At 58.0% G+C, this 20,814-nt stretch carries 16 protein-coding genes, 4 tRNA genes and 1 pseudogene; 12 read left to right on the forward strand and 9 right to left on the reverse strand.

What is annotated here, in order from left to right; translation table 11 throughout:
- Window positions 1-136 precede the first annotated feature (136 nt).
- Window positions 137-1,339 (reverse strand): multidrug effflux MFS transporter, encoded by a 1,203-nt coding sequence (locus tag C5L12_RS22865; RefSeq protein ID WP_105374374.1) that lies wholly within the window; start codon window positions 1,337-1,339, stop codon window positions 137-139.
- A 166-nt stretch (window positions 1,340-1,505) separates the two neighbouring features.
- Here C5L12_RS22865 and C5L12_RS22870 point away from each other — a divergent pair, with 166 nt between their 5' ends.
- Complete coding sequence (locus C5L12_RS22870; protein ID WP_105374375.1) at window positions 1,506-2,162, forward strand: TetR/AcrR family transcriptional regulator; 657 nt, start codon at window positions 1,506-1,508, stop codon at window positions 2,160-2,162.
- Between the two features lie 46 nt (window positions 2,163-2,208).
- Here the strand turns inward: C5L12_RS22870 and C5L12_RS22875 are convergent, their stop codons facing one another.
- The gene (locus C5L12_RS22875) at window positions 2,209-2,982 is read right to left on the reverse strand and encodes an NAD kinase (protein ID WP_105374376.1); all 774 of its coding nucleotides are present in this window, start codon (window positions 2,980-2,982) and stop codon (window positions 2,209-2,211) included.
- Between the two features lie 245 nt (window positions 2,983-3,227).
- Between C5L12_RS22875 and C5L12_RS22880 the strand changes: the two genes are divergently transcribed.
- The 5 genes and pseudogenes from C5L12_RS22880 to C5L12_RS29095 all read left to right on the forward strand — a co-directional run bounded on the left by C5L12_RS22880 (window position 3,228) and on the right by C5L12_RS29095 (window position 6,741).
- Window positions 3,228-3,303 (forward strand) — tRNA-Thr (locus C5L12_RS22880).
- A 663-nt stretch (window positions 3,304-3,966) separates the two neighbouring features.
- Window positions 3,967-4,278: pseudogene (locus C5L12_RS22885) on the forward strand (IS3 family transposase); the annotation flags it as partial.
- Window positions 4,279-4,769: 491 nt separating this feature from the next.
- Window positions 4,770-5,423 carry a DUF294 nucleotidyltransferase-like domain-containing protein gene (locus tag C5L12_RS22890; RefSeq protein ID WP_105374377.1) on the forward strand — a complete coding sequence of 218 codons (654 nt, stop codon included), beginning with the start codon at window positions 4,770-4,772 and terminating at the stop codon, window positions 5,421-5,423.
- The gene (locus tag C5L12_RS22895; protein ID WP_105374378.1) at window positions 5,416-5,832 is read left to right on the forward strand and encodes a hypothetical protein; all 417 of its coding nucleotides are present in this window, start codon (window positions 5,416-5,418) and stop codon (window positions 5,830-5,832) included. The genes C5L12_RS22890 and C5L12_RS22895 overlap by 8 nt, the downstream gene beginning before the upstream one ends.
- Window positions 5,833-6,609: 777 nt before the next feature.
- The gene (locus C5L12_RS29095; RefSeq protein ID WP_280952547.1) at window positions 6,610-6,741 is read left to right on the forward strand and encodes a hypothetical protein; all 132 of its coding nucleotides are present in this window, start codon (window positions 6,610-6,612) and stop codon (window positions 6,739-6,741) included.
- Window positions 6,742-7,310: 569 nt separating this feature from the next.
- Here C5L12_RS29095 and fic read toward each other — a convergent pair.
- The 6 genes from fic to C5L12_RS22935 all read right to left on the reverse strand — a co-directional run bounded on the left by fic (window position 7,311) and on the right by C5L12_RS22935 (window position 15,082).
- Entirely contained in the window at window positions 7,311-8,399 is a 1,089-nt protein-coding gene (fic, locus tag C5L12_RS22910; RefSeq protein ID WP_105374381.1) for a protein adenylyltransferase Fic, read from the reverse strand.
- A 1,185-nt stretch (window positions 8,400-9,584) separates the two neighbouring features.
- A complete protein-coding gene (locus C5L12_RS22915) occupies window positions 9,585-10,472 on the reverse strand; it encodes an ABC transporter permease (RefSeq protein ID WP_105374382.1) in 888 nt (295 codons plus the stop codon).
- A 58-nt stretch (window positions 10,473-10,530) separates the two neighbouring features.
- Window positions 10,531-11,532, reverse strand: a complete 1,002-nt coding sequence (locus C5L12_RS22920; protein ID WP_105374383.1) for an ABC transporter substrate-binding protein — start codon at window positions 11,530-11,532, stop codon at window positions 10,531-10,533.
- 313 nt (window positions 11,533-11,845) lie between these two features.
- Entirely contained in the window at window positions 11,846-13,150 is a 1,305-nt protein-coding gene (locus C5L12_RS22925; protein ID WP_105374432.1) for a UDP-glucose dehydrogenase family protein, read from the reverse strand.
- A 239-nt stretch (window positions 13,151-13,389) separates the two neighbouring features.
- On the reverse strand, window positions 13,390-14,187 hold the full coding sequence (cysQ, locus tag C5L12_RS22930; protein WP_425350821.1) for a 3'(2'),5'-bisphosphate nucleotidase CysQ: 798 nt from the start codon (window positions 14,185-14,187) through the stop codon (window positions 13,390-13,392).
- A gap of 16 nt (window positions 14,188-14,203) precedes the next feature.
- Window positions 14,204-15,082 carry a TrmH family RNA methyltransferase gene (locus C5L12_RS22935; protein WP_105374385.1) on the reverse strand — a complete coding sequence of 293 codons (879 nt, stop codon included), beginning with the start codon at window positions 15,080-15,082 and terminating at the stop codon, window positions 14,204-14,206.
- 203 nt (window positions 15,083-15,285) lie between these two features.
- On the opposite strand from C5L12_RS22935, the gene C5L12_RS22940 reads away from it, so the two are divergent.
- The 4 genes from C5L12_RS22940 (at window position 15,286) to tuf (ending at window position 17,533) form a co-directional block, all read left to right on the forward strand.
- Window positions 15,286-15,370, forward strand: a tRNA-Tyr gene (locus C5L12_RS22940).
- A gap of 25 nt (window positions 15,371-15,395) precedes the next feature.
- A tRNA-Gly gene (locus tag C5L12_RS22945) sits at window positions 15,396-15,469 on the forward strand.
- Between the two features lie 124 nt (window positions 15,470-15,593).
- Window positions 15,594-16,091 (forward strand): histidine kinase, encoded by a 498-nt coding sequence (locus tag C5L12_RS22950; protein WP_105374386.1) that lies wholly within the window; start codon window positions 15,594-15,596, stop codon window positions 16,089-16,091.
- A gap of 266 nt (window positions 16,092-16,357) precedes the next feature.
- A complete protein-coding gene (gene tuf / locus C5L12_RS22955) occupies window positions 16,358-17,533 on the forward strand; it encodes an elongation factor Tu (protein ID WP_105374387.1) in 1,176 nt (391 codons plus the stop codon).
- Window positions 17,534-17,630: 97 nt separating this feature from the next.
- Here tuf and C5L12_RS22960 read toward each other — a convergent pair whose 3' ends face one another.
- Window positions 17,631-18,926, reverse strand: coding sequence for a capsule biosynthesis protein (locus C5L12_RS22960; protein ID WP_105374388.1), 1,296 nt, complete (start codon window positions 18,924-18,926; stop codon window positions 17,631-17,633).
- Between the two features lie 160 nt (window positions 18,927-19,086).
- Between C5L12_RS22960 and C5L12_RS22965 the strand changes: the two genes are divergently transcribed.
- Together C5L12_RS22965 and C5L12_RS22970 are read left to right on the forward strand one after the other, a co-directional pair.
- Window positions 19,087-20,478, forward strand: a complete 1,392-nt coding sequence (locus C5L12_RS22965) for a capsule biosynthesis protein (protein WP_105374433.1) — start codon at window positions 19,087-19,089, stop codon at window positions 20,476-20,478.
- A gap of 112 nt (window positions 20,479-20,590) precedes the next feature.
- A tRNA-Trp gene (locus tag C5L12_RS22970) sits at window positions 20,591-20,666 on the forward strand.
- Window positions 20,667-20,814: the final 148 nt, after the last annotated feature.

Here is a 20,814-nt window from a genome sequence, read left to right on the forward strand (position 1 = left end):
CCCAGGCGCCAGGCCGGGAGAACTACGGGCCTGACGACCTCAACTGCTCCAACCGCCCGGTGCGGACCCGCATGCCGGGTGGTGTGGGAGGGGCGGAGCCAATAGGCTCCCCCCTATCCCGATTGGGCGAAGGGGCCTATTCCGCGGCAGCCATGGCGCCACGCTGGCTGCGCAGCACCATCAGCGACAGCATGAGGACCACCACCGAGCAGATCGCGATGACGGTCACCATCGGCCTCGAAGTGCCGTCGGTGAAAAGGCCGCCGATACCGACAACGATCGCCGATGTCACGAACTGGAGAGTGCCCATCATGGCGGAAGCCGTACCTGCGATCCGGCCGTGATGTTCGAGTGCCAGCACCGCGGCGGTCGGAATGATCATGCCGAGGAAGCCGTAACCTCCAAACAGGAAAACCGCCATCACCTCGAGCTGGTCGAATCCGAGCGAGGTGACGAGCGCCAGCATGACCATCATCGTGGAATAGCCGACGACCGCGCCGCGAATGACCCTTCTGAGCCCGATCTTGCGGGAAAGCCAGCCGTTCATCTGAGACATGCCGATGAAGGCGACCGCGTTGCAGGAGAAGACCACGCTGAAGAAGGATGGCGACAGACCGTAGTGATTGATCAGTACGAAGGACGAGTTCGCGACATAGATCATGTAACTGGACATGCCGAAGGAAGCGATCAGCACGAGCCCGAGATAGTAGGGATCCTTGAGCAGCGTCGTATAGGACGAAAGCGCGCTGGCGATGCTGCTTTCGCTGCGGGCGGCCGGCAGTCGCGTTTCTTCAAGGAAGAAGATCGCAACGACAAGCCCCAGAGCCCCGGCGCCAACCATGACGAGGAAGATCACCCGCCAGTCGCCGAAGGCCGTGATCATGCTGCCGGCAAGCGGGGCTAGGATCGGCGAGACGCTGAAGACCAGCATCAGCCGCGACATCAACTGGGCCGCAGCAGGACCGGTATAGAGATCGCGGACGATGGCGCGAGAGATGACGACGCCGGCGCAGGCGCCCATGCCCTGCAGGAAACGGAACGCAATCAGCCATTCGATGGAGGGCGACAGAGCACAGCCGATTGCGCCGATGCTGTAAAGGACAAGGCCGGCATAAAGAGGCCGCTTGCGTCCGAACATGTCGGAGAGTGGGCCATAGACGATCTGCGAGACCGCCATGGCTGCGAAAAAGGAAATCAGGCTCGCCTGTACCGCGTGCGTGTCGGCATTCAGGCTGGCGCTGATGGTGGGAAGCGATGGAAGATACATGTCGAGGGCAAAAAGCCCGATGGCCGAGAGCAGCCCGAGCGAAAGGGCATGCGAAGAGGCTCTGCTTGGCATTGGAAAAAACCTTTCCCGTCACCACATCTGCCGTGGTACGGCAGGGCGGAAGACGACTATGGAAGATGAATATGAGAGCCGGCGTGAATATGACGGGTGCACAGCAGTCATGTAAAATATTTTGGACACAATTGTCCAATTCGTCAAGTGCCGGTATGGTAGTGTCATGAAAAATTCGTCTGCCGAACGCAGTCAGGACCAGGACACATGGCCGCCGGCGCAAAACAAGCGTCAGGCAATCCTGAATGCCGCGGCTGATATTTTCGCCGAAGAAGGGTTTGCTGGAGCGAGCATCGATGCGATTGCGGTGAGGGCAGGGGTATCGCGGCAGACGATCTACAATCAGCTCGGTGACAAAGATAATCTCTTCAAAGTTGTCGTGACCGAGATTACCGAACGTTCGACCGCAGGTTTCTTTCGGGTTCTGGACACGTTTCCTGTTGCGCCGCAGGACCTTGAAAAGGAGCTGACCGAATTTTCCGCCCGGCTTCTGCGCAAGGCGATGTGTGACCCGAATGGCCGTTGGTTGCGCAAGCTCGTGGAAACAGAAGGCACCCGTTTTCCAAAGCTCTTCGAAACCTGGAAGGAATATGGTCCGGGAAAGAAATATCCGGCCGTTGCCGCCCGTCTCGCCCAGCTTGCCCTTGCGGGCTATCTGGACCTCGACGACCCGGCTCTCGCTGCCCGTCAATATATGGCTCTGCTGGGTGCTGATCTTCGCATCGACCAGCAGCTTGGACGGCAGACGCCGGAATCCGAGATCGACCAGATGGCTGCCAACGCAACGCGCACCTTTCTGCGCGCCTTCGCCCGCAGGCATTGATCCTCCCGCAGAGTCAGACGCTTCCGTAAGGTCGCCTGACGCAGAGTCAGTTGTTGAATTGTTCCGCCAGGATGCGATCCGACCAGGAATGATCCGGATCGGAGAGGATGCGCGCGGTAACCTCGGCGGATTGCGCGATCCTCACATGCAGCACGGACTTGACTTCGGCATTGTCGGCAACGGCGTTGACCGGCCGCTTTTCCGGTTCGAGGATGTCTATGTCGACGCAGACATGGTTCGGGAGCAGCGCCCCGCGCCAGCGCCGCGGCCTAAAAGCCGAAACCGGCGTCATGGCCAGAAGAGGCGCTTCCAGCGGCAGGATCGGTCCGTGAGCGGAGAGATTGTAGGCGGTCGATCCGGCTGGGGTGGCAATCATGAGACCATCGCAGATCAGTTCCTCCAACCGAACATGACCGTCGATCACGACCTTGAGCTTGGCTGCCTGATAGGACTGGCGGAAGAGATAGACCTCATTGATGGCCAGCGCGACGGAGGTCGTCCCGTCGGCATTGGTGGTCGTCATCTTGAGCGGATGAAATTCGTTCTCGATGGCGGAGGCGATCCGCTCGTGAAGGTTTTCTGTGCGGTAGTCGTTCATCAAAAAGCCGACCGAACCGCAATTCATGCCATAGACCCGTTTTGCGGTATTGATCGTCTCGTGCAGTGTCTGCAGCATGAACCCGTCGCCGCCCAAAGCAACGACCACATCGGCCTCCGCAGTCGGAACATTGCCGTACAATCGGCTCAGTTCTTCCAGTCCGGACTGCGCCTCCGGTGTCGCGGATGCTATGAAGGAAAGCTTTTTCGACTGCAGCGACATGAACGAGCTTTCGACGGCGCCGTCGCCCGAAGGCGCGCAGGGCCGCTTGACGGGTTGATCTGGCACGGCTCCGGATGAAGCCTGCCGGTGAGAGCGCCTTGGTACAGGAGAAACCGGCTTCTGGACAAGCGCCTTCCGCTGCCCAACCGTTCCGTCTTTGCGTGAAGATCGCATCTCAGCCGGAGGCGGCGGGCGATTTTCCCTTTACAGAAAGAGAAAATCTGGTAACTCCCCGTCTGGAGAGTGCCCTTGTAGCTCAGTTGGTAGAGCACCTGATTTGTAATCAGGGGGTCGCGGGTTCGAACCCTGCCGGGGGCACCATCTACGTCCATATCTATGAACCGCTGGCATAGCCTGGTTTTCAGTGACATCTGTCTCCACTTTCGCGATATGCCGCTTTAGATCCGTTAAAGATCCCGTAATCGTTATTTGGTCGGCAGCGACGAGAACCTCCGACAACATGATGTTAAGAAAACCTTTGGCGAGTCGGCGATCGTGCGCCCTCAATCGTTCCGCCATTACCGTAGAGAACTGATCAATTTGATCAGGCGTAGGGTCGGCCGAAACGTCGATGAGAGAGACTTGGCTTTCTAGCGCGCGTTCCAGCCTCATTGCGTTGCCCTGTGCTTCTGCGATCCGTTCAATGAGGGCGGGATCGGATTGCAGATCATCCGTGAGTGAAGCGACGTTCAGCAGGTTGTTAAAGACTAATCGCGCCTTCGCGGTTTCCTGTCGAAGGGTTGCGAGCCTGAGGTTGCTCTGTTCTTTCTCTTTACTCATTTCGCTTTTTAGGCGACCAAGCACATTTGCCAGGCGACCACTGCCCAGGAGGTGCGCCTCAACTTCTGTGAGTACCATGTCGTCTAACAGCGCCTCAGGTATCGGCTTGCCGTCACACGCAATCTTGCCCTGCCTGTTGGTTTCCACGCGGAACTGAGCCGGTGGGGATGCGGACGAAAACTTGGACCACCAAGGAGGTAGTTCATGTATTCCTATGCAGACAGACTTCGAGCGGTTGAGCTCTATATCCGGCTTGGCAAGCGACTTAACGCGACCATTCGCCAGCTGGGATACCCCACCAAGAATGCGTTGAGGGGCTGGTATCGCGAGTACGTACAGCATTTCGACCTGCGTACTCAGCCGGTTGCGCGAGCGCCAAAATATTCAGAGGCTCAGAGGCAGGCGGCACTTGAGCACTTTCGCACCCATGATCGTTGCATCTCTGCGACGATGAGGGCGCTCGGCTATCCCGGTCGAGGAACTCTAACCGCATGGGTTCGTGAGGCGTTGCCGAAGCAAGCGGACTGTCGAGACGTACAGTTCAGCGGCTGGAGGTAGGCGAGTTCGACCGGACCGCTACGTCAATCGTCCTGCAAGAGTGGTATGAAACTCAAGGAGTTGTTTTCGTTCGACCCGCTCACGGGAACGGCTGGGGCGTGTTCGATAACTCACAATCGACCACCCCCATCCACACTACCATGAAGAGTTGACACCGGCGGTACCTCAAAAGGGATTAACTACGGTGAACCCCAAAGGAGGTGAGGCGTCTTGCTGGTGACTTCCAGTGACCAGCAACACGCCCGCAAAAAAGCGAATTTAGGTAGCAACTGCCACCAAACTCGATGCAATCAAAGGGCGAAAGCCAGGCAACTTCACAGCGAGAGCATCCCGACCCCCTCCAGATTGACAGTTGGCCTAATACTCGATATCTAGTTTTAAAACTCAATATCGAGCTTTAAAACTAGATATCGAGTTAACGTCAGACTTCACTCTCCTTCGAGAATCGTATGGCCAGATCATCAAGAGAAAGTGCACTCCGATATCCTCTGACTGCCATCCTAGGCGTCGACTCCAACTTGCGGGTGGTGCGGGTACTGTCGCTTCATGGAGGGATACTAGCTTCCATAGAGATACTCCGGAAAACCCACTTGGCTCAGGAAAGCGTGAGAAGGGCATTGATCGATCTCGTCTCGATTGGGATCGTATCGTCGTCCGGAATGGGACGATCAAGCGTGTACCGCCTCAACGTCGACCACTATTTTGCTCCCGTGTTATCAGAGCTTTTCAAGGCAGAAAGTGATCGCTTCGCGGCGATCCTAGATGCGGTGCGTGCGTCCGCTAGCGCAATGCCAATCTTCAGTCTCTTCTACTACGGCAGCGTTGCGCGTGGGGAGGACAGTATGGATAGCGATTTGGATATCGGGATAATCGCGCAGACTGGCGACCTCGCCGAGGTAACCGAGAGCGTGCGTGAGAATCTGAGAGACGTGGCGGAGCGGCTCGGCTTTCTCCCGAATGTGGTTGGCTTGGACTTTGCTGACATCAAAAGATTGGATAGAGACGCAGACCCTTGGTGGAAGAACGTCATCTCGGAGGCAATAGTCCTTTCTGGAAAGCGTCCCGAGGATGGCATTGGCGTGGTAGGAGACGGAATTGGTTAGAACGGGATCGGCCAAGAAGAAGGATGAGGCTTTTGCAAACGGCAGACTTCTGATAGCCCGCGGATACCTCAAAGATGCGCGCAACAGCAATGCTGTGGCAGACCCCGGCGATATCGGCAACCCGTCCATGTCGACCGTCATCAATTGCGCTATCGCCTATGCTGACGCTCTGACAGCCAAGTTTCGTGGCGAAATCAACCAGGATGACCATCAGGCGGTAACCAAGCTGCTAAAAGCGGCGTTGGGCAAGCAGTTTCCTTCCAAGCAGGAATCCAATCTGCGGGCACTCCTCGAGCAGAAGGACGAGGTCCAGTATGGCTCAAGGGCAAAGACGCGGAGGGATGCCGAGAGAGCTTTAGAGCGACTCGAAGAATTCGCCGAATGGGCCGAAAAACAATACACTCTCTAATACACTTTGCCCGTGTCGAAAGACCTGCGCCGTCGGTTGGTCGGCGCGATGGAAGTTCTGGCAAATGCTTGGTGGCAGTTGCTACCTAATTGCGCAAAAAAGCTCAGATTAAATCAATATCGGAGTTGCCCTTGTGTAGGGAAACTGCACCGGGTCGACGACGTCAAGTTTCAACAGTCGCTTCACCGTAGAGAGGGAAATCCCGAGTTTTGGAGCGACGTCATTCCAGTTTAACCCCACTTCTCTCAGCCTGCGCGCTTCGACACGTTGCCCTGCATTCTTGTACGGCTCCGTTTTTATCAATATTTTCCAGTGGTTACCGTGGTTCAGATTTTTGTCTGACTTGGTGCACCATTAATATTGAGGCACTTATGCCTCCGCCTCGTCCAAGAAAAATAACCGGGGGCACAAAGGGGGCAAATAAGGTGGCCGCAACCGTCTCTTCAGCACTTGATAAACGCCTGGCAAATCCGCTTCGCTATTCCGAAGCGGACGCTGGAAAGATCATCTCGTTTTCATGCAAAGTCTCGCGGCCTTGAAAGGAAAGGCCTGCCCGAAAGCAGACCTTTCCGTCGACATCATCAGGGCGAAGCGGGCCAAGGGATCGTGCGGGGGGATAACCCGCTTCCCGGCCCAAACCAAATCGATCGGGAAACGTTCCGGCCTCCACGATCTACACTGAAAGCGCGTAGCCACTAAGCCGCTTCACAGAACCGATTAAGGGTAATCCCTGTCCCCGGAAAGCATCGCGATGAGCTGTGCCTCACTCCGAACTCCATGCTGGAAGAGATCTATGACGTCAGCGGCCAGCAATTTCGCTTTGCTGGTGTTTTTGGCAATACCGCGCCGTTGGCATGCGAGGTCGAAGACACGCTGAAGCATCTGGAGCTCGTTCGGCTCTATCGCTGACGCAGCCGCATTATGATTCTGGAGCATTCTTTTGGGATACAAAAGAAGCCGCCAATGTTCCACTCGCAATTCTGTGATGATTATGATCCGAGCAGTCTCGGGAGCAGCAGCCGCTTGCGGCAGTTCCGTTGTCTCATTCGCTTGAAAGGCGCGGCCATGAAGATCATGATAGCCATCGTCTTAAAACTAGTTCACCATCTTCCCGGCCAAATCAATCACCGACCGGAAAACCTTCGACACATCGGGAAAGCTCTTGCCGGTCTCGTTGCATGCAGGACAGGGCATCCCGGCCGACCCACATCCGCAACCGTGCGTTCCCGTCCAAGGGCGATCGGGGTGCATCTCACAAACCCATCCCGTATCCCGACAGGCTTTGCATCGCAGCATCTTTGGGTACCCATCGCTGGCAGTTCATTGCTTACGCGAAAGGTACCGCGTTCACGGGCATGGGACGAGAATATCGATTGATCTAGATACTGTCGCCGCGGCGCACAGGATGAAACCCTGACACAGTGAGGATACCTGATTGAGCGACGGCTATCCAATCAGGCGGCCACGAGCAGAAGAATTCACGGGCGAGTTCCCGTCAGGAGCTCAAGAAGCGCGGGATTGATATACAAGTTCTCGCGACCGGCCTTCATCTCCGCCAGAATTCCGGCGTCGACGAGGGCCTTCAGGTATACTGCCGCGGCCTGTCGCTTGGCGATGCCGGCTGACACGACGTCGGCGATCCGACAATAGGGATTGACGAAGATCACTTCTGCCAGCTCGCGCGAATATATCTTCGGCAAGTCGCGGCGCATCCGGGCGCCCGTCTCACCGAGCAGATCCCGGATTGCGTGGATCTTCCTGTTCGACCATTCTGCCGTCTCTCTGATTGCCTCGAGCATGTAGAGGATCCACGTTTCCCAAGCACCCTCCGTGGTCACTCTCAACAGCTTCTCGTAATAGGCGCGCTTATTGCCGATGATGTAGCGGCTTAGATATAGCACCGGGATCTCTAGCAGGCCCTTGTCGACGAGATAAAGCAGATTGAGAATGCGCCCAGTCCTACCATTACCGTCAGTGAAAGGGTGAATGGCCTCGAACTGGTAGTGCATGACTGCCAGGCGGACGAGCGGATCTATCTCTTCGGCCTCGTGAATGTAACGCTCCCAATTCGAAAGCTTGTCCTTCAGGAGGTCGCGTCCTTCGGGAGGGGTGTAAATGACTTCCCCAGTGGCTTCGTTGTAGAGCGCGGTCCCCGGTGTGGATCGTATATCGAGGTCAATACCCTTTATCGTCCGACACATTTGGACTGCCATTGTGGTGGAGACCGGCCGCTCCTTTAGCATTCGGAATCCCTGGTGCAACGCGGTGCGATAGCGCAGAGCTTCCTTCGTGGCGGCGTCGGGAGGATTTCCGTCCTCGCCGGCAAAGCGAAACAGCCGATCGGTCGTCGTGACGATATTCTCGATTTCAGAGCTCGCCTGCGCTTCGAGCAAGGGAATCGAATTGATCAGCACCGACTGGTTCGGGATCAGCTCGCCAGAGACTTTTAGCTCTGCCAGAGCGGCCCGCGCGGCTATGCAGGCTTTGAGAACGGCTTTCGTCTCGACATCCTCTTTCGGGGGCAACGCTGGTAGATCATTATAGGGACGGTCCGGCCGGAAAGGCATTCTGAAGCTTCCTTTTCCGGTCAGTGGGATTTCCGGATATGTCGACGGCGGCGACATGTTGCTAAAACGTGTCGATAGAAACGGAATTTATCGACATATCGTATCGCTGGCAACCGGTCTGGTCATTTCAGAAGATGTAGGTGAACGATCATTTGTTAACGTCTCTGGGCCTTGTCCCTCTGCCTTGCAGTGGCCGGCATGCGCTGAAATTCAGGGTTTTCTGACGGCTTCAGCGCCAATTCCCCTGCCAATCTGGCCCTCCATATTGGGACCCCTCGATAGCGAAGGGCTGTGAAAATTAGCGTCGGAGTGGTGGAAATGAAGACGTAGTTGACTTCCGTTAGTGGATTCTCACAGGAACCAGACTGCGGCCACTTCAGCGAGAGGGAGCCGGAGGCAGGTGGCGAGACCCGGCTGCCAAGCCGATCCGACTAGAGTGAGAAGGGCCCGCGGGTCTATAAGTCCATACGATGCGACTTCCTGCCCCACTAAGCCCTCTATATCCGAGTACCCGTAATGGGCCTGGCTTCAGCAGAGCGCAGCCTTACGAAACCGTAAATCCGAGCAGTGATTGAGCGCGCAGACGGCACTGCCGCTCGCTGATGCGACGTTAAGCCGTGGTGGAGGACCTCAAGTTCCGGCCCTTGATGAATCCCTCGTACGAGTTCGGAAATAACCAGGCTCGCAGCCACAAGGCCGACAAAGCTCGCTCCGACAGTCCTCGTTGCCAACTCAACCCGTCCGCACGCGTCGACCGCGCCGGCTGCCAAAAGATTATTCTAAGCCCGTCCGTCACCTCTAGCACGGTCTCGTTCCAGGCCGCCCCATTTGGACCTGCTTGTCATGCTTGCAGGAAAACAGTGAACACAGGCTGTGACATACTCGTCACGATCGGCGCTCAAGTCTGCCTCCATCACAAATTTGAAGCCTGCTTCGTTGAGGGCAGCACAAGCCTCAAGATCGTCCACGCCACACAACCCGCTTGGGGATCGTCGGCAGTGAGGCGGAGGTCACCATCGAATTTGCGCTCGACCATGCGCATCTGAAACCGCGCGCACCCAATCACTCCGCCATAAAACGTGTCTTATACTGACCAAGGCGACCTAGGGTTGCAAGTGTCCATGTGCTGTCGTTCGCTTCGCTCAGCTTGCCGTTCGCCGTTCCGGCAGGCATTCCCATCACCCATCACTGATGCGTCATCTCCATATGCCTCTGGAGACGGCGGCCATAGGCCTGGCTGATACGGTCGAACACAATTGCGATGCCGACGATCGCCATCCCATTGAATATGCCGAGTGTGAAGTACTGGTTGGCGATAGCCTTCAGGACCGGCTGACCGAGTCCCTGAACGCCGATCATCGACGCGATGACAACCATGGCCAGGGCCATCATGATGGTCTGGTTGATCCCCGCCATGATCGTCGGCAGGGCAAGCGGCATCTGCACGTCGCGCAGCTTTTGCCAGCTCGAGGAGCCGAAGGCGTTGGCCGCCTCCAGCACTTCCTTGTCCACCAGCCTGATTCCGAGGTTCGTCAGCCGTATCATCGGCGGGATCGCGTAGATTACGACGGCGATCAATCCGGGCACCTTGCCGATGCCAAGCAGCATGACGACAGGTATGAGATAGACGAAGCTCGGCATCGTCTGCATCACGTCGAGCACGGGATTGATGGTATTCTGCAGCCGCTCCGACCGCGACATGGCAATCCCCATGGGCAGCCCGATCACAATCGACAGGACCGTGCAGACGAAGATCATCGACATGGTCTTCATCGTGTCTTCCCACATGTCGAAGTAACCGATGGCAAACAAGGTGGCCACACAGCCTGCCACGATCTTCCAATTGCGGCTGGCGAACCAGGCGATGACGGCAATCGCCAGCATGATGATCGGCCAAGGGGTTCGGACCATGATCCGCTCGGCGTAGATCAGAAAGAACTGCAGCGGATCGAAGAACGATTCGATCGCATCGCCATAGGTGCGCGTAAAGGCGCGGAATCCTTCATCGATGCCTTTTTTGAGGTTCCGCAGCGTCTCGTCGTCCATATGCGGGAATTTGGTAAGCCAGTCCATCGCCTGCTCCATCCTTAAAAGAGCCGTCGCCAACGGGTGCTGGCGACGGCGCGTCTGGTCAGAGCGATGACTTGATCTTTTCAGCCGCTTCCGGCGTCACCCACTTGGTCCAAAGATCTTCATGCTCCTTGAGGAACTGCTTGGCGCCGTCGTCCCCGCTCGCCTGATTGTCGGTCATCCAGGCCATGAGGGCATTGACGGTATCGTTGCTCCACGACCGTTTGTTGAGATAGGCCATGACATCGGCGCCGGCCCGATCCGCGAAAGCTTTGGTGACAAGCGTTTGCACCTTGTCCTTCGGCCAGTCGTTCGGCTTCGGATCCGGGCAGTCGGCGACGGTGTTGCACCGCTTCCATTCGGCCATGTCGGCCGGCACACCATGACCGAGCTTTACCATCTGATACTTCCCGAGAAGCGCTGTCGGCGCCCAGTAATATCCGACCCAACCCTCCTTGCGCTCGTAAGCCTTTGCGATCGAGCCGTCGAGACCGGCAGCCGATCCGGTGTCGACAAGCGTGAAGCCGGCCTTTTCGGCACCATAAGCCTTATAGAGTTGTGTGGTGGCAACCGTTCCGCCCCAGCCCTGCGGGCCATTGTGGACGGCACCCTTCTTTTTGTCTTCCGGATCCGGGAAAAGTTCCGGATGCTTGAGGACGTCCTGAATGGTCTTGATGTCGGGATGGGCATCGGCCACATATTTCGGAATCCACCAGCCCTGCACGGCGCCATCGGAAAGCGCCACGGCGGCTCCGACCAGCTTGCCTTCGGCAATGCCGCGGCTGACGACTTCCGGCAACAGATCTACCCAGCCTTCAGGTGCGATGTCGGGTTCACCCTTTTCCACCATCGAGGTGATGGTGGGAACCGTGTCGCCGACAATGATTTCCGCGTCGCAGCCGTAGCCTTCGGTCAGGATGATCTTGTCGAGGCTCGCCAGCACCTCGGCGCTCTGCCAGTTCATGCTCGCGATCGTGACGTCACCGCATTCCGCTGCTTCGGCGCCCGCAAAGGCTCCGAACATGCCCAAGGCAAGGCAGGTGGAGGCGAGTAGCTTGTTCATTTCGCAGTTCCCTCTTCTGTATGGTTTTTAAGAAGAGGCAGATCGAGCCCCTCCTAGGACAGTTTTGCAAGGTCCAGAAATGACGCTGTTTCAATCACGCCGATCGTGATCCTTTTTCCGCCACGTCGGCGAAAAGGAAGAGGCGAAGTTCGCCGTGTAGTGAGGCGCGGCTATCTTGTCTCCTCGAGCTGGATGTAGCGCCTACAATAGCGTCTGCCGGGATCGCAGCAACCTCCTCCAGAGACCGGGACGCAAAACGCCCGCAACGCATGGCGTTACGGGCGTCCTTTTAAATCGCTTTCTACTGGTGTCGTCAGAACGGCTTGCCGATGCCGGAATAGGTGAAGCCATGGGCTTCCACTTCCGGCTTGCGGTAGACGTTGCGCAGATCGACCAGAACCGGGCTCTTCATTATGGATTTGAGGTGTTGGAGATCCAATGCCCGAAATTCGTTCCATTCCGTGACGAGGACGGCAACATCGGCCCCTTCCGCGGCCTGGTACGGGCCGCTGGCGAATTCGATATCCATCATCTGCCTTGCATTTTCCATTCCCTCGGGATCATAGCCGGATACGATCGCACCTGCGTCCTTCAGGGTCTGGACAACAGCGATCGCCGGGCTGTCGCGCATGTCATCGGTATTTGGTTTGAAGGTAAGGCCGAAGATCGCGACCTTCTTGCCCCGTACATCGCCGCCGGCAGCGGCGATCACCTTGCGGCCCATGGCGCGCTTGCGGTTGTCGTTGATGGCGATCGTCGTTTCGATCAGACGGACAGGGCTTTCGTTGTCCTGCGCAGTCTTGGCCAGCGCCAGCGTGTCCTTCGGAAAGCAGGAGCCGCCGTAGCCAGGGCCGGCATGCAGGAATTTCGAGCCGATGCGACCGTCGAGGCCGATGCCGCGCGAGACATCCTGAACGTCGGCACCGACGCGCTCGCAAAGGTCGGCTATTTCGTTGATGAAGGTGATCTTCATCGCAAGGAAGCCGTTGGCCGCATATTTGATGAGCTCGGATGTGCGGCGGCTCGTGAAGAGCAGCGGCGACTGGTTGAGGTAGAGCGGCCTGTAGACCTCCGTCATCACGGAGCGGGCGCGCTCGTCGGACAGCCCGACGACGATACGGTCCGGCCGCTTGAAGTCTTCAATTGCGGCGCCTTCACGGAGAAATTCAGGATTGGAGACGACCGCGAAATCGGCCTGCGGATTGGCTTCGCGAATGATCCGTTCCACCTCGTCGCCGGTACCGACGGGGACGGTGGACTTGGTGACGACGACTGTGAAACCATTGATCGCTTCGGCAATCTCCCCCGCGGCGGCATAGACGTAACCGAGGTCGGCGTGACCGTCTCCGCGGCGGGAGGGGGTGCCGACCGCGATGAAGACGACATCTGCCTTGGCAACGGCGCCCTTCAGATCGGTCGTGAATGAAAGGCGTCCAGCTTTGACATTCGATTCGACCAATGCATCGAGCCCCGGTTCGAAGATCGGGATCACGCCCTTCTTCAGGGCTTCGATTTTTTCGACAGCCTTGTCGACGCAGGTGACGTGATGTCCGAAATCGGCAAAGCAAGCTCCGGAAACAAGACCGACATAACCCGATCCAACCATTACAATATGCATCTGCAAGTCCTCATAGCGGCCGAGCAAGGCCTTCTGCTGTCAACTATCATTTTTCCTAGCGCATCCAGGTTTTATTGCAAATGTATCAAAGAGCAGCATCGATCCGCACCCACCGCACCGGTTTGCCAGAGCTGGATTCTCAAGCGGCAGTTAAGCATACTGTGGTGCTCGCGAACGTCGGCGTTGCGCATGACCTCGATATGAGGGTCTGGAGACAATCGTCGGTGAGTGAAGGCGTCTTATGCCTCCGCCATGCGCCTTCCCCAGGCGATGAAATCGGGATTGGCGAAGTCGATCATACCCGTCCGGCCGATTTTGCCGTAGGAAAGCGGCTCGCCGTCAAGATCGAGCGTGACGCCGCCGGCTGCGCGCAAAACCGCGTCGCCTGCCGCCGTATCCCATTCCATCGTCCGTCCGAAGCGGGGGTAGAGATCGGCAGCCCCTTCGGCCAACAGGCAGAATTTCAAGGACGACCCGATGCAGCGGATATCACAGGCACCCGATCGCCTCAGGAAGGCCTCAGTCTCGGCGGAGCCGTGCGATCGGCTTGCGACCGCGACAGGCGGCGTGGAGACCGCTCTCGTCGAAATTCTCTCGCGGCGTAAAACCGTATGATCGTCGCCAATCACCAGTTTTTCAGCGGTTCCATTTCCCCCGAGATAAGCCGTCTTGAGAGCGGGGGCGTAGACGGCACCGAGCACAGGCGTTCCATTTTCCACCAGGGCGATATTGACGGTGAAGTCCACCTGCTTGCTGATGAATTCCTTGGTGCCGTCCAGCGGATCGACGAGGATGAACACTCCTCCCTCGATCCGCGGCACTCGGCCTGCTGCAACCGATTCTTCCGCAATGACCGGAATTCCCGTGCATGCCTTTGCAAGTTCGGAAAGGATGATGGCTTCGGCTCGTTCATCCGCTTCGGTGACCGGCGAGCGGTCTTCCTTGTAACTTGCGGTCGGTCCCGCCTCGTAGACATCGAGAATCACTTTTCCGGCGAGCAGGGCGGCGTGTTCGAAAGCGGCCAGCATGGACATCAGCGCGACCCCAAACGGCTCACTTTGCCTTGGCCAGATGCTGGCGGGTGGCGTAAAGCGCTACCGCCGCGGCATTCGACACGTTCAGCGATTTGATCGCACCCGGCATGTCGAGCCTCGCCAATGCCGTCACCGTCTCGCGGGTCTTTTGCCGCAATCCCTTGCCCTCCGAGCCGAGCACGAGCGCGACCTTGTCGGCCACAAACGTGCCTTCGAGCGCGGCTGGACCTTCCGAATCGAGCCCAATCGTCTGAAAGCCGAGCTTGTGGAGTTCACCGAGAGCGTCGGCCAGGTTGGTGATCTGTATATAAGGTATGAGCTCCAGCGCGCCGGAGGCGGATTTCGCAAGTACGCCGGATTCGGTCGGGCTATGTCTCTGGGTGGTGATGATGGCGCCGGCGCCGAAGGCCACGGCCGAACGCATGATCGCTCCCACATTATGCGGGTCGGTCACCTGATCGAGCACCAGAAGCAGTGGGCTTTCCTTCAATGCCTCCAGCCGGCGCGCGGGCAGGGGCCGGGTTTCCAGCATGACGCCCTGGTGGATGGCTTCGGGACCCAGTACCTTGTCGATATCCTGAGGGGAGACGAATTCGACCGGGAAGGGCAGCGAGCCCGGTTCTCCGATGTCCAGGCGCGCAAAGGCGTTCTGTGTTGCGGACAGTCTGATCAGCTTACGCTCGGGATTCTCAAGTGCAGCTCGCACCGTATGCAAGCCGTAAAGAAAGACCTGTTCGGGCTGCAGCTGCGGGGGCTTCCAATCCTTGTTGGATTTCTGCCGTTTCTGCTGCGGCGTGGGAATTTCTCCGCGCTCGCGTTTGGCATCGCGCACGGCGCGCCTCAGCGTCGCATAGTGGCCGTCGCGGCCGGATTTGTCTTGTTTGCTGTCCTTGCTCATGGCGCCTTATAACGATGCCGGCTCGTTCGGCAAAGCCCCACGAGCGGCGCGCAGTCCAGTGAGCGGTGATTATTTTTCCTCATTTTTCCAAAAACCTCGTGTTGACAGACGAGAACGGTACGGTCATATACGCGGCGCAGATCGAGGGGCACGGAAATGCTCCTCGTTCTGACGAGCTTGGTCTCAGATCCAGACGGAAAACTGGAGGGATGCCCGAGTGGTTAAAGGGGACGGACTGTAAATCCGTTGGCTCAGCCTACGTTGGTTCAAATCCAACTCCCTCCACCATTCTGTCGCCGGATCGGACCACCCCGCGGGTATAGCTCAATGGTAGAGCAGCAGCCTTCCAAGCTGAATACGCGGGTTCGATTCCCGCTACCCGCTCCATTCACTGCTTGTTCGTGGTTGCTTGGCTTTTTCGGTGTGTTGCTTGAGACTTCTTAAGCCATTCCGGATAAAAGCTTCATGCTTGGCTCCTGAAGCCGCCTCCTCCTTGAATGGAAGTTCGTCCATGAAGAAAATAATTGCCGCCGCGGCATTCGCGACCATGCTGCTGCCGTCTGTATCCTTCGCAGAAACCATGCGGTTTCCAAGCGATGCGCCTGTTGCAGAAATCACCATCCCCGACTCCTGGAGCCCGGAAGAAACCGAGACCGGAATCCAGGCGACGTCGGAGGATGAAGCGATCTATCTCTCGATCGATGTCGCCGACGAAAAAACGACCGACAAGGTGATTGAGGATGCGATCGCCTTTTTGGACGACAATGGCGTGACGATCGATCCAGCCACCCAGAAGCAGTCGGAAGATACCTTCAATGGCATGAAGATGTCGAATTTCGATTGGAGCGGTACGGACAAGGACGGCCCGGCGAGCATCGGCCTGTCGCTCGTCTCGCCGAAGCGGGGCAAGCTGCTGGTCATCACCTATTGGGGGACCAAGGGCGAGCAGGAAAAGCATGCCGAAGAGCTGCTGGCGCTCATCAGCTCTCTGAAAGCTGCCGGCAAATAGGATTCCAGGAAACGGCGGCCAGCGGCCAGCATTTCCGTCGGGGCGATTCCCGGTCCTGATTTCATCTGCCCGTCATCTACGCCGTTTCATACGCTTTGTTCGCTGCCGAAAGCGCATATTCCGTGGGCCTTCCGCATCCATTTTACGCGATGCCCTTGTCCCGGCACGCGTCGTAATTATGTCTTGCGCATTCTGGTGGAAAGCCTTAAACGGCGACACCAAACCCGCCCGCCGGGTTCACCTCTTATGTTCACAGGAAGCTTTCAATGGCAAAGAGCAAGTTTGAGCGCAACAAGCCTCACGTCAACATTGGCACGATCGGTCACGTTGACCATGGTAAGACGTCGCTGACAGCCGCGATCACGAAGTATTTCGGCGAATACAAGGCCTATGACCAGATCGACGCGGCTCCTGAAGAAAAGGCCCGTGGGATCACGATTTCGACGGCGCACGTCGAATACGAGACGGCCAACCGCCACTATGCGCACGTCGACTGCCCCGGCCACGCCGACTATGTGAAGAACATGATCACCGGTGCGGCACAGATGGACGGCGCGATCCTGGTTTGCTCGGCCGCCGACGGCCCGATGCCGCAGACCCGCGAGCACATCCTGCTCGCCCGTCAGGTCGGCGTTCCGGCGATCGTTGTCTTCCTCAACAAGGTCGACCAGGTCGACGATGCCGAGCTTCTCGAGCTCGTCGAACTGGAAGTGCGCGAACTCCTGTCGTCCTACGACTTCCCGGGCGACGACATCCCGATCATCAAGGGGTCGGCGCTTGCTGCTCTTGAAGATTCGGACAAGAAGATCGGCGAAGACGCGATCCGCGAGCTGATGGCCGCTGTCGATAGCTACATCCCGACGCCCGAGCGTCCGATCGACCAGCCGTTCCTGATGCCGATCGAAGACGTGTTCTCGATCTCGGGCCGTGGTACGGTCGTGACCGGCCGCGTCGAGCGTGGCATCGTCAAGGTTGGCGAAGAAGTCGAGATCGTCGGCATTCGTCCGACCTCGAAGACGACGGTGACCGGCGTTGAAATGTTCCGCAAGCTGCTCGACCAGGGCCAGGCCGGCGACAACATCGGCGCGCTGATCCGCGGTGTAAACCGTGACGGCGTCGAGCGCGGCCAGATCCTGTGCAAGCCGGGTTCGGTCAAGCCGCACAAGAAGTTCAAGGCCGAAGCCTACATCCTGACGAAGGAAGAAGGCGGCCGTCATACGCCGTTCTTCACCAACTACCGTCCGCAGTTCTACTTCCGCACGACGGACGTGACGGGCATCGTGACGCTGCCGGAAGGCACGGAAATGGTCATGCCTGGCGACAACGTCACCGTTGACGTCGAGCTGATCGTGCCGATCGCGATGGAAGAAAAGCTGCGCTTCGCCATCCGCGAAGGCGGCCGCACCGTCGGCGCCGGCATCGTCGCTTCCATCATCGAGTAAGCGATACCGGAATTGACATAAGAGGGCCCTGCCGGAAACGGCGGGGCCTTTTGCTTTGGAGCTTCACGTTGGGGGAGGCGCAAGATCGGCCGATCACTTAGCCGAAGAGTTCGCTCGCGTAACGGTAGTGAGGCGTGTCGCGCGGCTTGCGGAAGGTGAGGGGGAGCCTTTCTTCGGTTTCCAGGAGACGCGCGGCGACATTCTCGACCCCGGCATTGATGGCCTGTTGTCCGATGAAACCGCCACGGACCTGCGTGGTCCAGGCAAGCGCTCGCGTAAAGGCGTCCAACAATTCCGGATCTGGAGCGGTCGGGTTCTGCCAGAAGGCCGCAAGGCTTTCCTGAAAGGTGAGGCCCGGCACGTCGTAGATCGCGGAGCCCAGCGCGATGACCGGTTTCCCGGCAGCCAGCGCCGTCAGACCGACCGTTGAATTGACGGTTACCACGCCAGTAGATTTTGCGATCAGCATGTCCGTATCGCCGCCGTCGGCAACGAAGACGCGATCGGCAACGCCGCGGTCTTTTGCCGAGAGACCGATGCGGCTTGGCCAGCGTGAGAGGCCATTGTCGATTGGATGTATCTTAAAGAGAAGCCGGCTGGCCGCAGGCGCGTGTTCGGCAAAAGAACTGATCGTCGCGTCCACCAGCTTGAAGAGATCTCCGCCCGGCGCGTGGTGCCTGATCTGATAGTCGCCCGGCAGCTGCAGCGGAAAGAAGTAGAAGGGTGCGGCAGGAGCCTTGTTGTGGGCGGACAGACAGGCTTCGATTGCCGTTTCGGCTTCTTGCCGGCGCTTGCGCCGTGTCAATGCCTTCCAGATCCAGCCGCTGTATTCGACCACCGGATGAACCGGCCCGTGGGTGCGATAGTGCGGATGGACCAGCCACCCGAGGGCGACGTTCGGAATATGGAATGCAAGGTCGTAAAGGGCATAGGTCAGAAAGCTCGAAGGATAAAGCTTTTCGGAGGAAACCGCGGGCTTGCCTGCTGCCAGCTCTCTTATGTCCGCCGATCTCTTGGGAAAGCGGGAGTGCCCGGACATTCCATCCGGCTCGATCGTCAGCCAGTCCGGTCTGAGATAGCCGTGCTCCAGAATATGGACGCGAAGCCCGGCGCGTATCCCGAGTTCGGCCGCGGCCGCATGAGGCGCGCGGCCATCACCCAACATGACGATGTCGGTGATATTGTGATCACGGATGTAGCAATTAAGATACACCGGCCAATCATTCGCATGGCCGCGAAAGAAGTCACTGGCCTTTGGCCACCAAAAGACCACATCCCCGAGGCAGAGGCTGATCTTTCGGACCGAAGCTCCTTTGTTTTCAACTGTTTCTGCCAGCCGCTTCAGGAATGGCGAGGCAGGACCTTGGAGGAACAGGAACGTGCGGGCTTTCATGTCACACAACCTGTGGAATGATGAGGAGCGTGTGGTTGAGCATTGACGGGAGGGTGACCTTCGTGAAAATACCCGCTCGGTGTATATCGGCCTTCGCGCAATTGAAATCGCTTTTCGCAGGCTTGTCGTTGGTTCAGTCTCAAGCAGCATCGGCTATCGCATGACCAAAGTTCTGTTCCTTCAAGGTCCTCCATCGGTTTTCTGGCGCGAACTGGCTGGGGCGTTTGAGGCGCAGGGGATCGGTACCAAGAGGGTGAACTTCTCGTTTGGCGATCAGCTCTTCTGGTTCAAGCGGGGAGCGATCAATTACCGGGGGTCGCTGAGGGCCTGGCCGCGCTATCTGGCGAACCTGATTCGCCGCGAGGGCATCACCGATATTCTCTATTATGCTGATCGGCTTCCCTATCATCGTCTTGCCGCGCGGGTTGGCCGCAAGCTCGGCGTCCGCTGCCATGCGGTAGAGTTCGGTTATCTGAGACCCGATTGGATCACGCTCGAACGTGACGGAATGGGGCGATTCTCGCATTTTCCGAATGATCCGGACCACATTCGCCAGATTGCCGCAAAGCTCGATGTTCCTGATCTGCAGGCGCGTTACGGCCACACTTTCGGCCAGGAAGCGACCAGCGAGGTCGTCTACAACCTCGGAGCCTATTTTGGGCGCCTGATGTTCCCGCTCTATCGTGCCGACAAGTATTACGATCCTTTGTTCGATTACATGTCCTGGCTTCCACGCATGATGCGCCGCCGTCACCGCTTGCCGGAAGACTTCTGGACGGAGCAGTCTCCGCCGACCTATCTTGTTGCCCTGCAATTGCAGAGCGATTACCAGATCCGCGCCAATTCGCCCTATCGGCATCTCTCCCAGATGCTGCAGCAGGTTTTCCGGTCCTTCGCACGAAACGCTCCCGAGGGAGCGAGGCTTCTGATAAAGCAGCATCCTCTCGACAATGATCTTGAACGATGGGGCAAGGTCGTCGCCAGGCTGGCGGAAGATTTCCGCATCAGCGAGCGAGTCTTCTTCATCGAGGAAGGGGAGCTGGGCGGTATCCTCAAGCGTTCGGCAGGAGTGATCATCGTCAACTCCACCACCGGCCTCCAGAGCCTTCGCGCCGGCGTGCCGACAATTGCCCTGGGTGCCGCAATCTATGATATCCCGGGCCTCACCCATCAGGGCGGGCTCGACACCTTCTGGCGGCATCCGGAACCGATCGACGCCGAACTGCTGCGCGATTTCATCAAGACGATTGCGGCGACGATTCAGGTAAAGGGCAACTTCTATCATTCGGAAGGGCGCAAGCTCGCGGTCGAGACGATCGTCCACCGCATCCGCGAAGGTCTGGTCAATGAGCCTGGCGCCTATGTGGAAAAGCCGCCGCGCCTCTCCTGGCGGCGTCTTCCCTTTGCGCCCGAAAGGAATGTGCAGCCCGGCATTTTGTCGGGTGGGCTGGATCTGCCGGGCAAGGAAATTCTCGTTGGCCGGCCTGAGCCGGTTCTCTCCGTGGGTCGCTTTGCGGATGCCCCTGAGCCGCGCAACAGAAACCTGAGATAGAAGGCTGGGATATTAAAAAACGCTCTTGCAAAGCGGGGCGCATCCCCTTAAAGGGAGCGCCTAGCCTGCTGGCGGTGGAGCGATGCGTTCGGTTCACATGCCGGCTGGTTGAAGGGGTATAGCTCAGTTGGTAGAGCGGCGGTCTCCAAAACCGCAGGTCGGGGGTTCGAGCCCCTCTGCCCCTGCCATTTTTCTGATGATTGGCGCGAAATATCCGCGGCGGGATCGTTTGGAAGTGGTTGCCGTTCAAATCGGCGAAATTTCATCGAACACTGTTTTCCCTCTTGTGTAAAGGGGAAGTGGTGTTTATGTAGGCAAAACAGACACGCGGTGCGT

This window comes from Neorhizobium huautlense (genome assembly GCF_002968575.1).
GTDB lineage: Bacteria > Pseudomonadota > Alphaproteobacteria > Rhizobiales > Rhizobiaceae > Neorhizobium > Neorhizobium huautlense.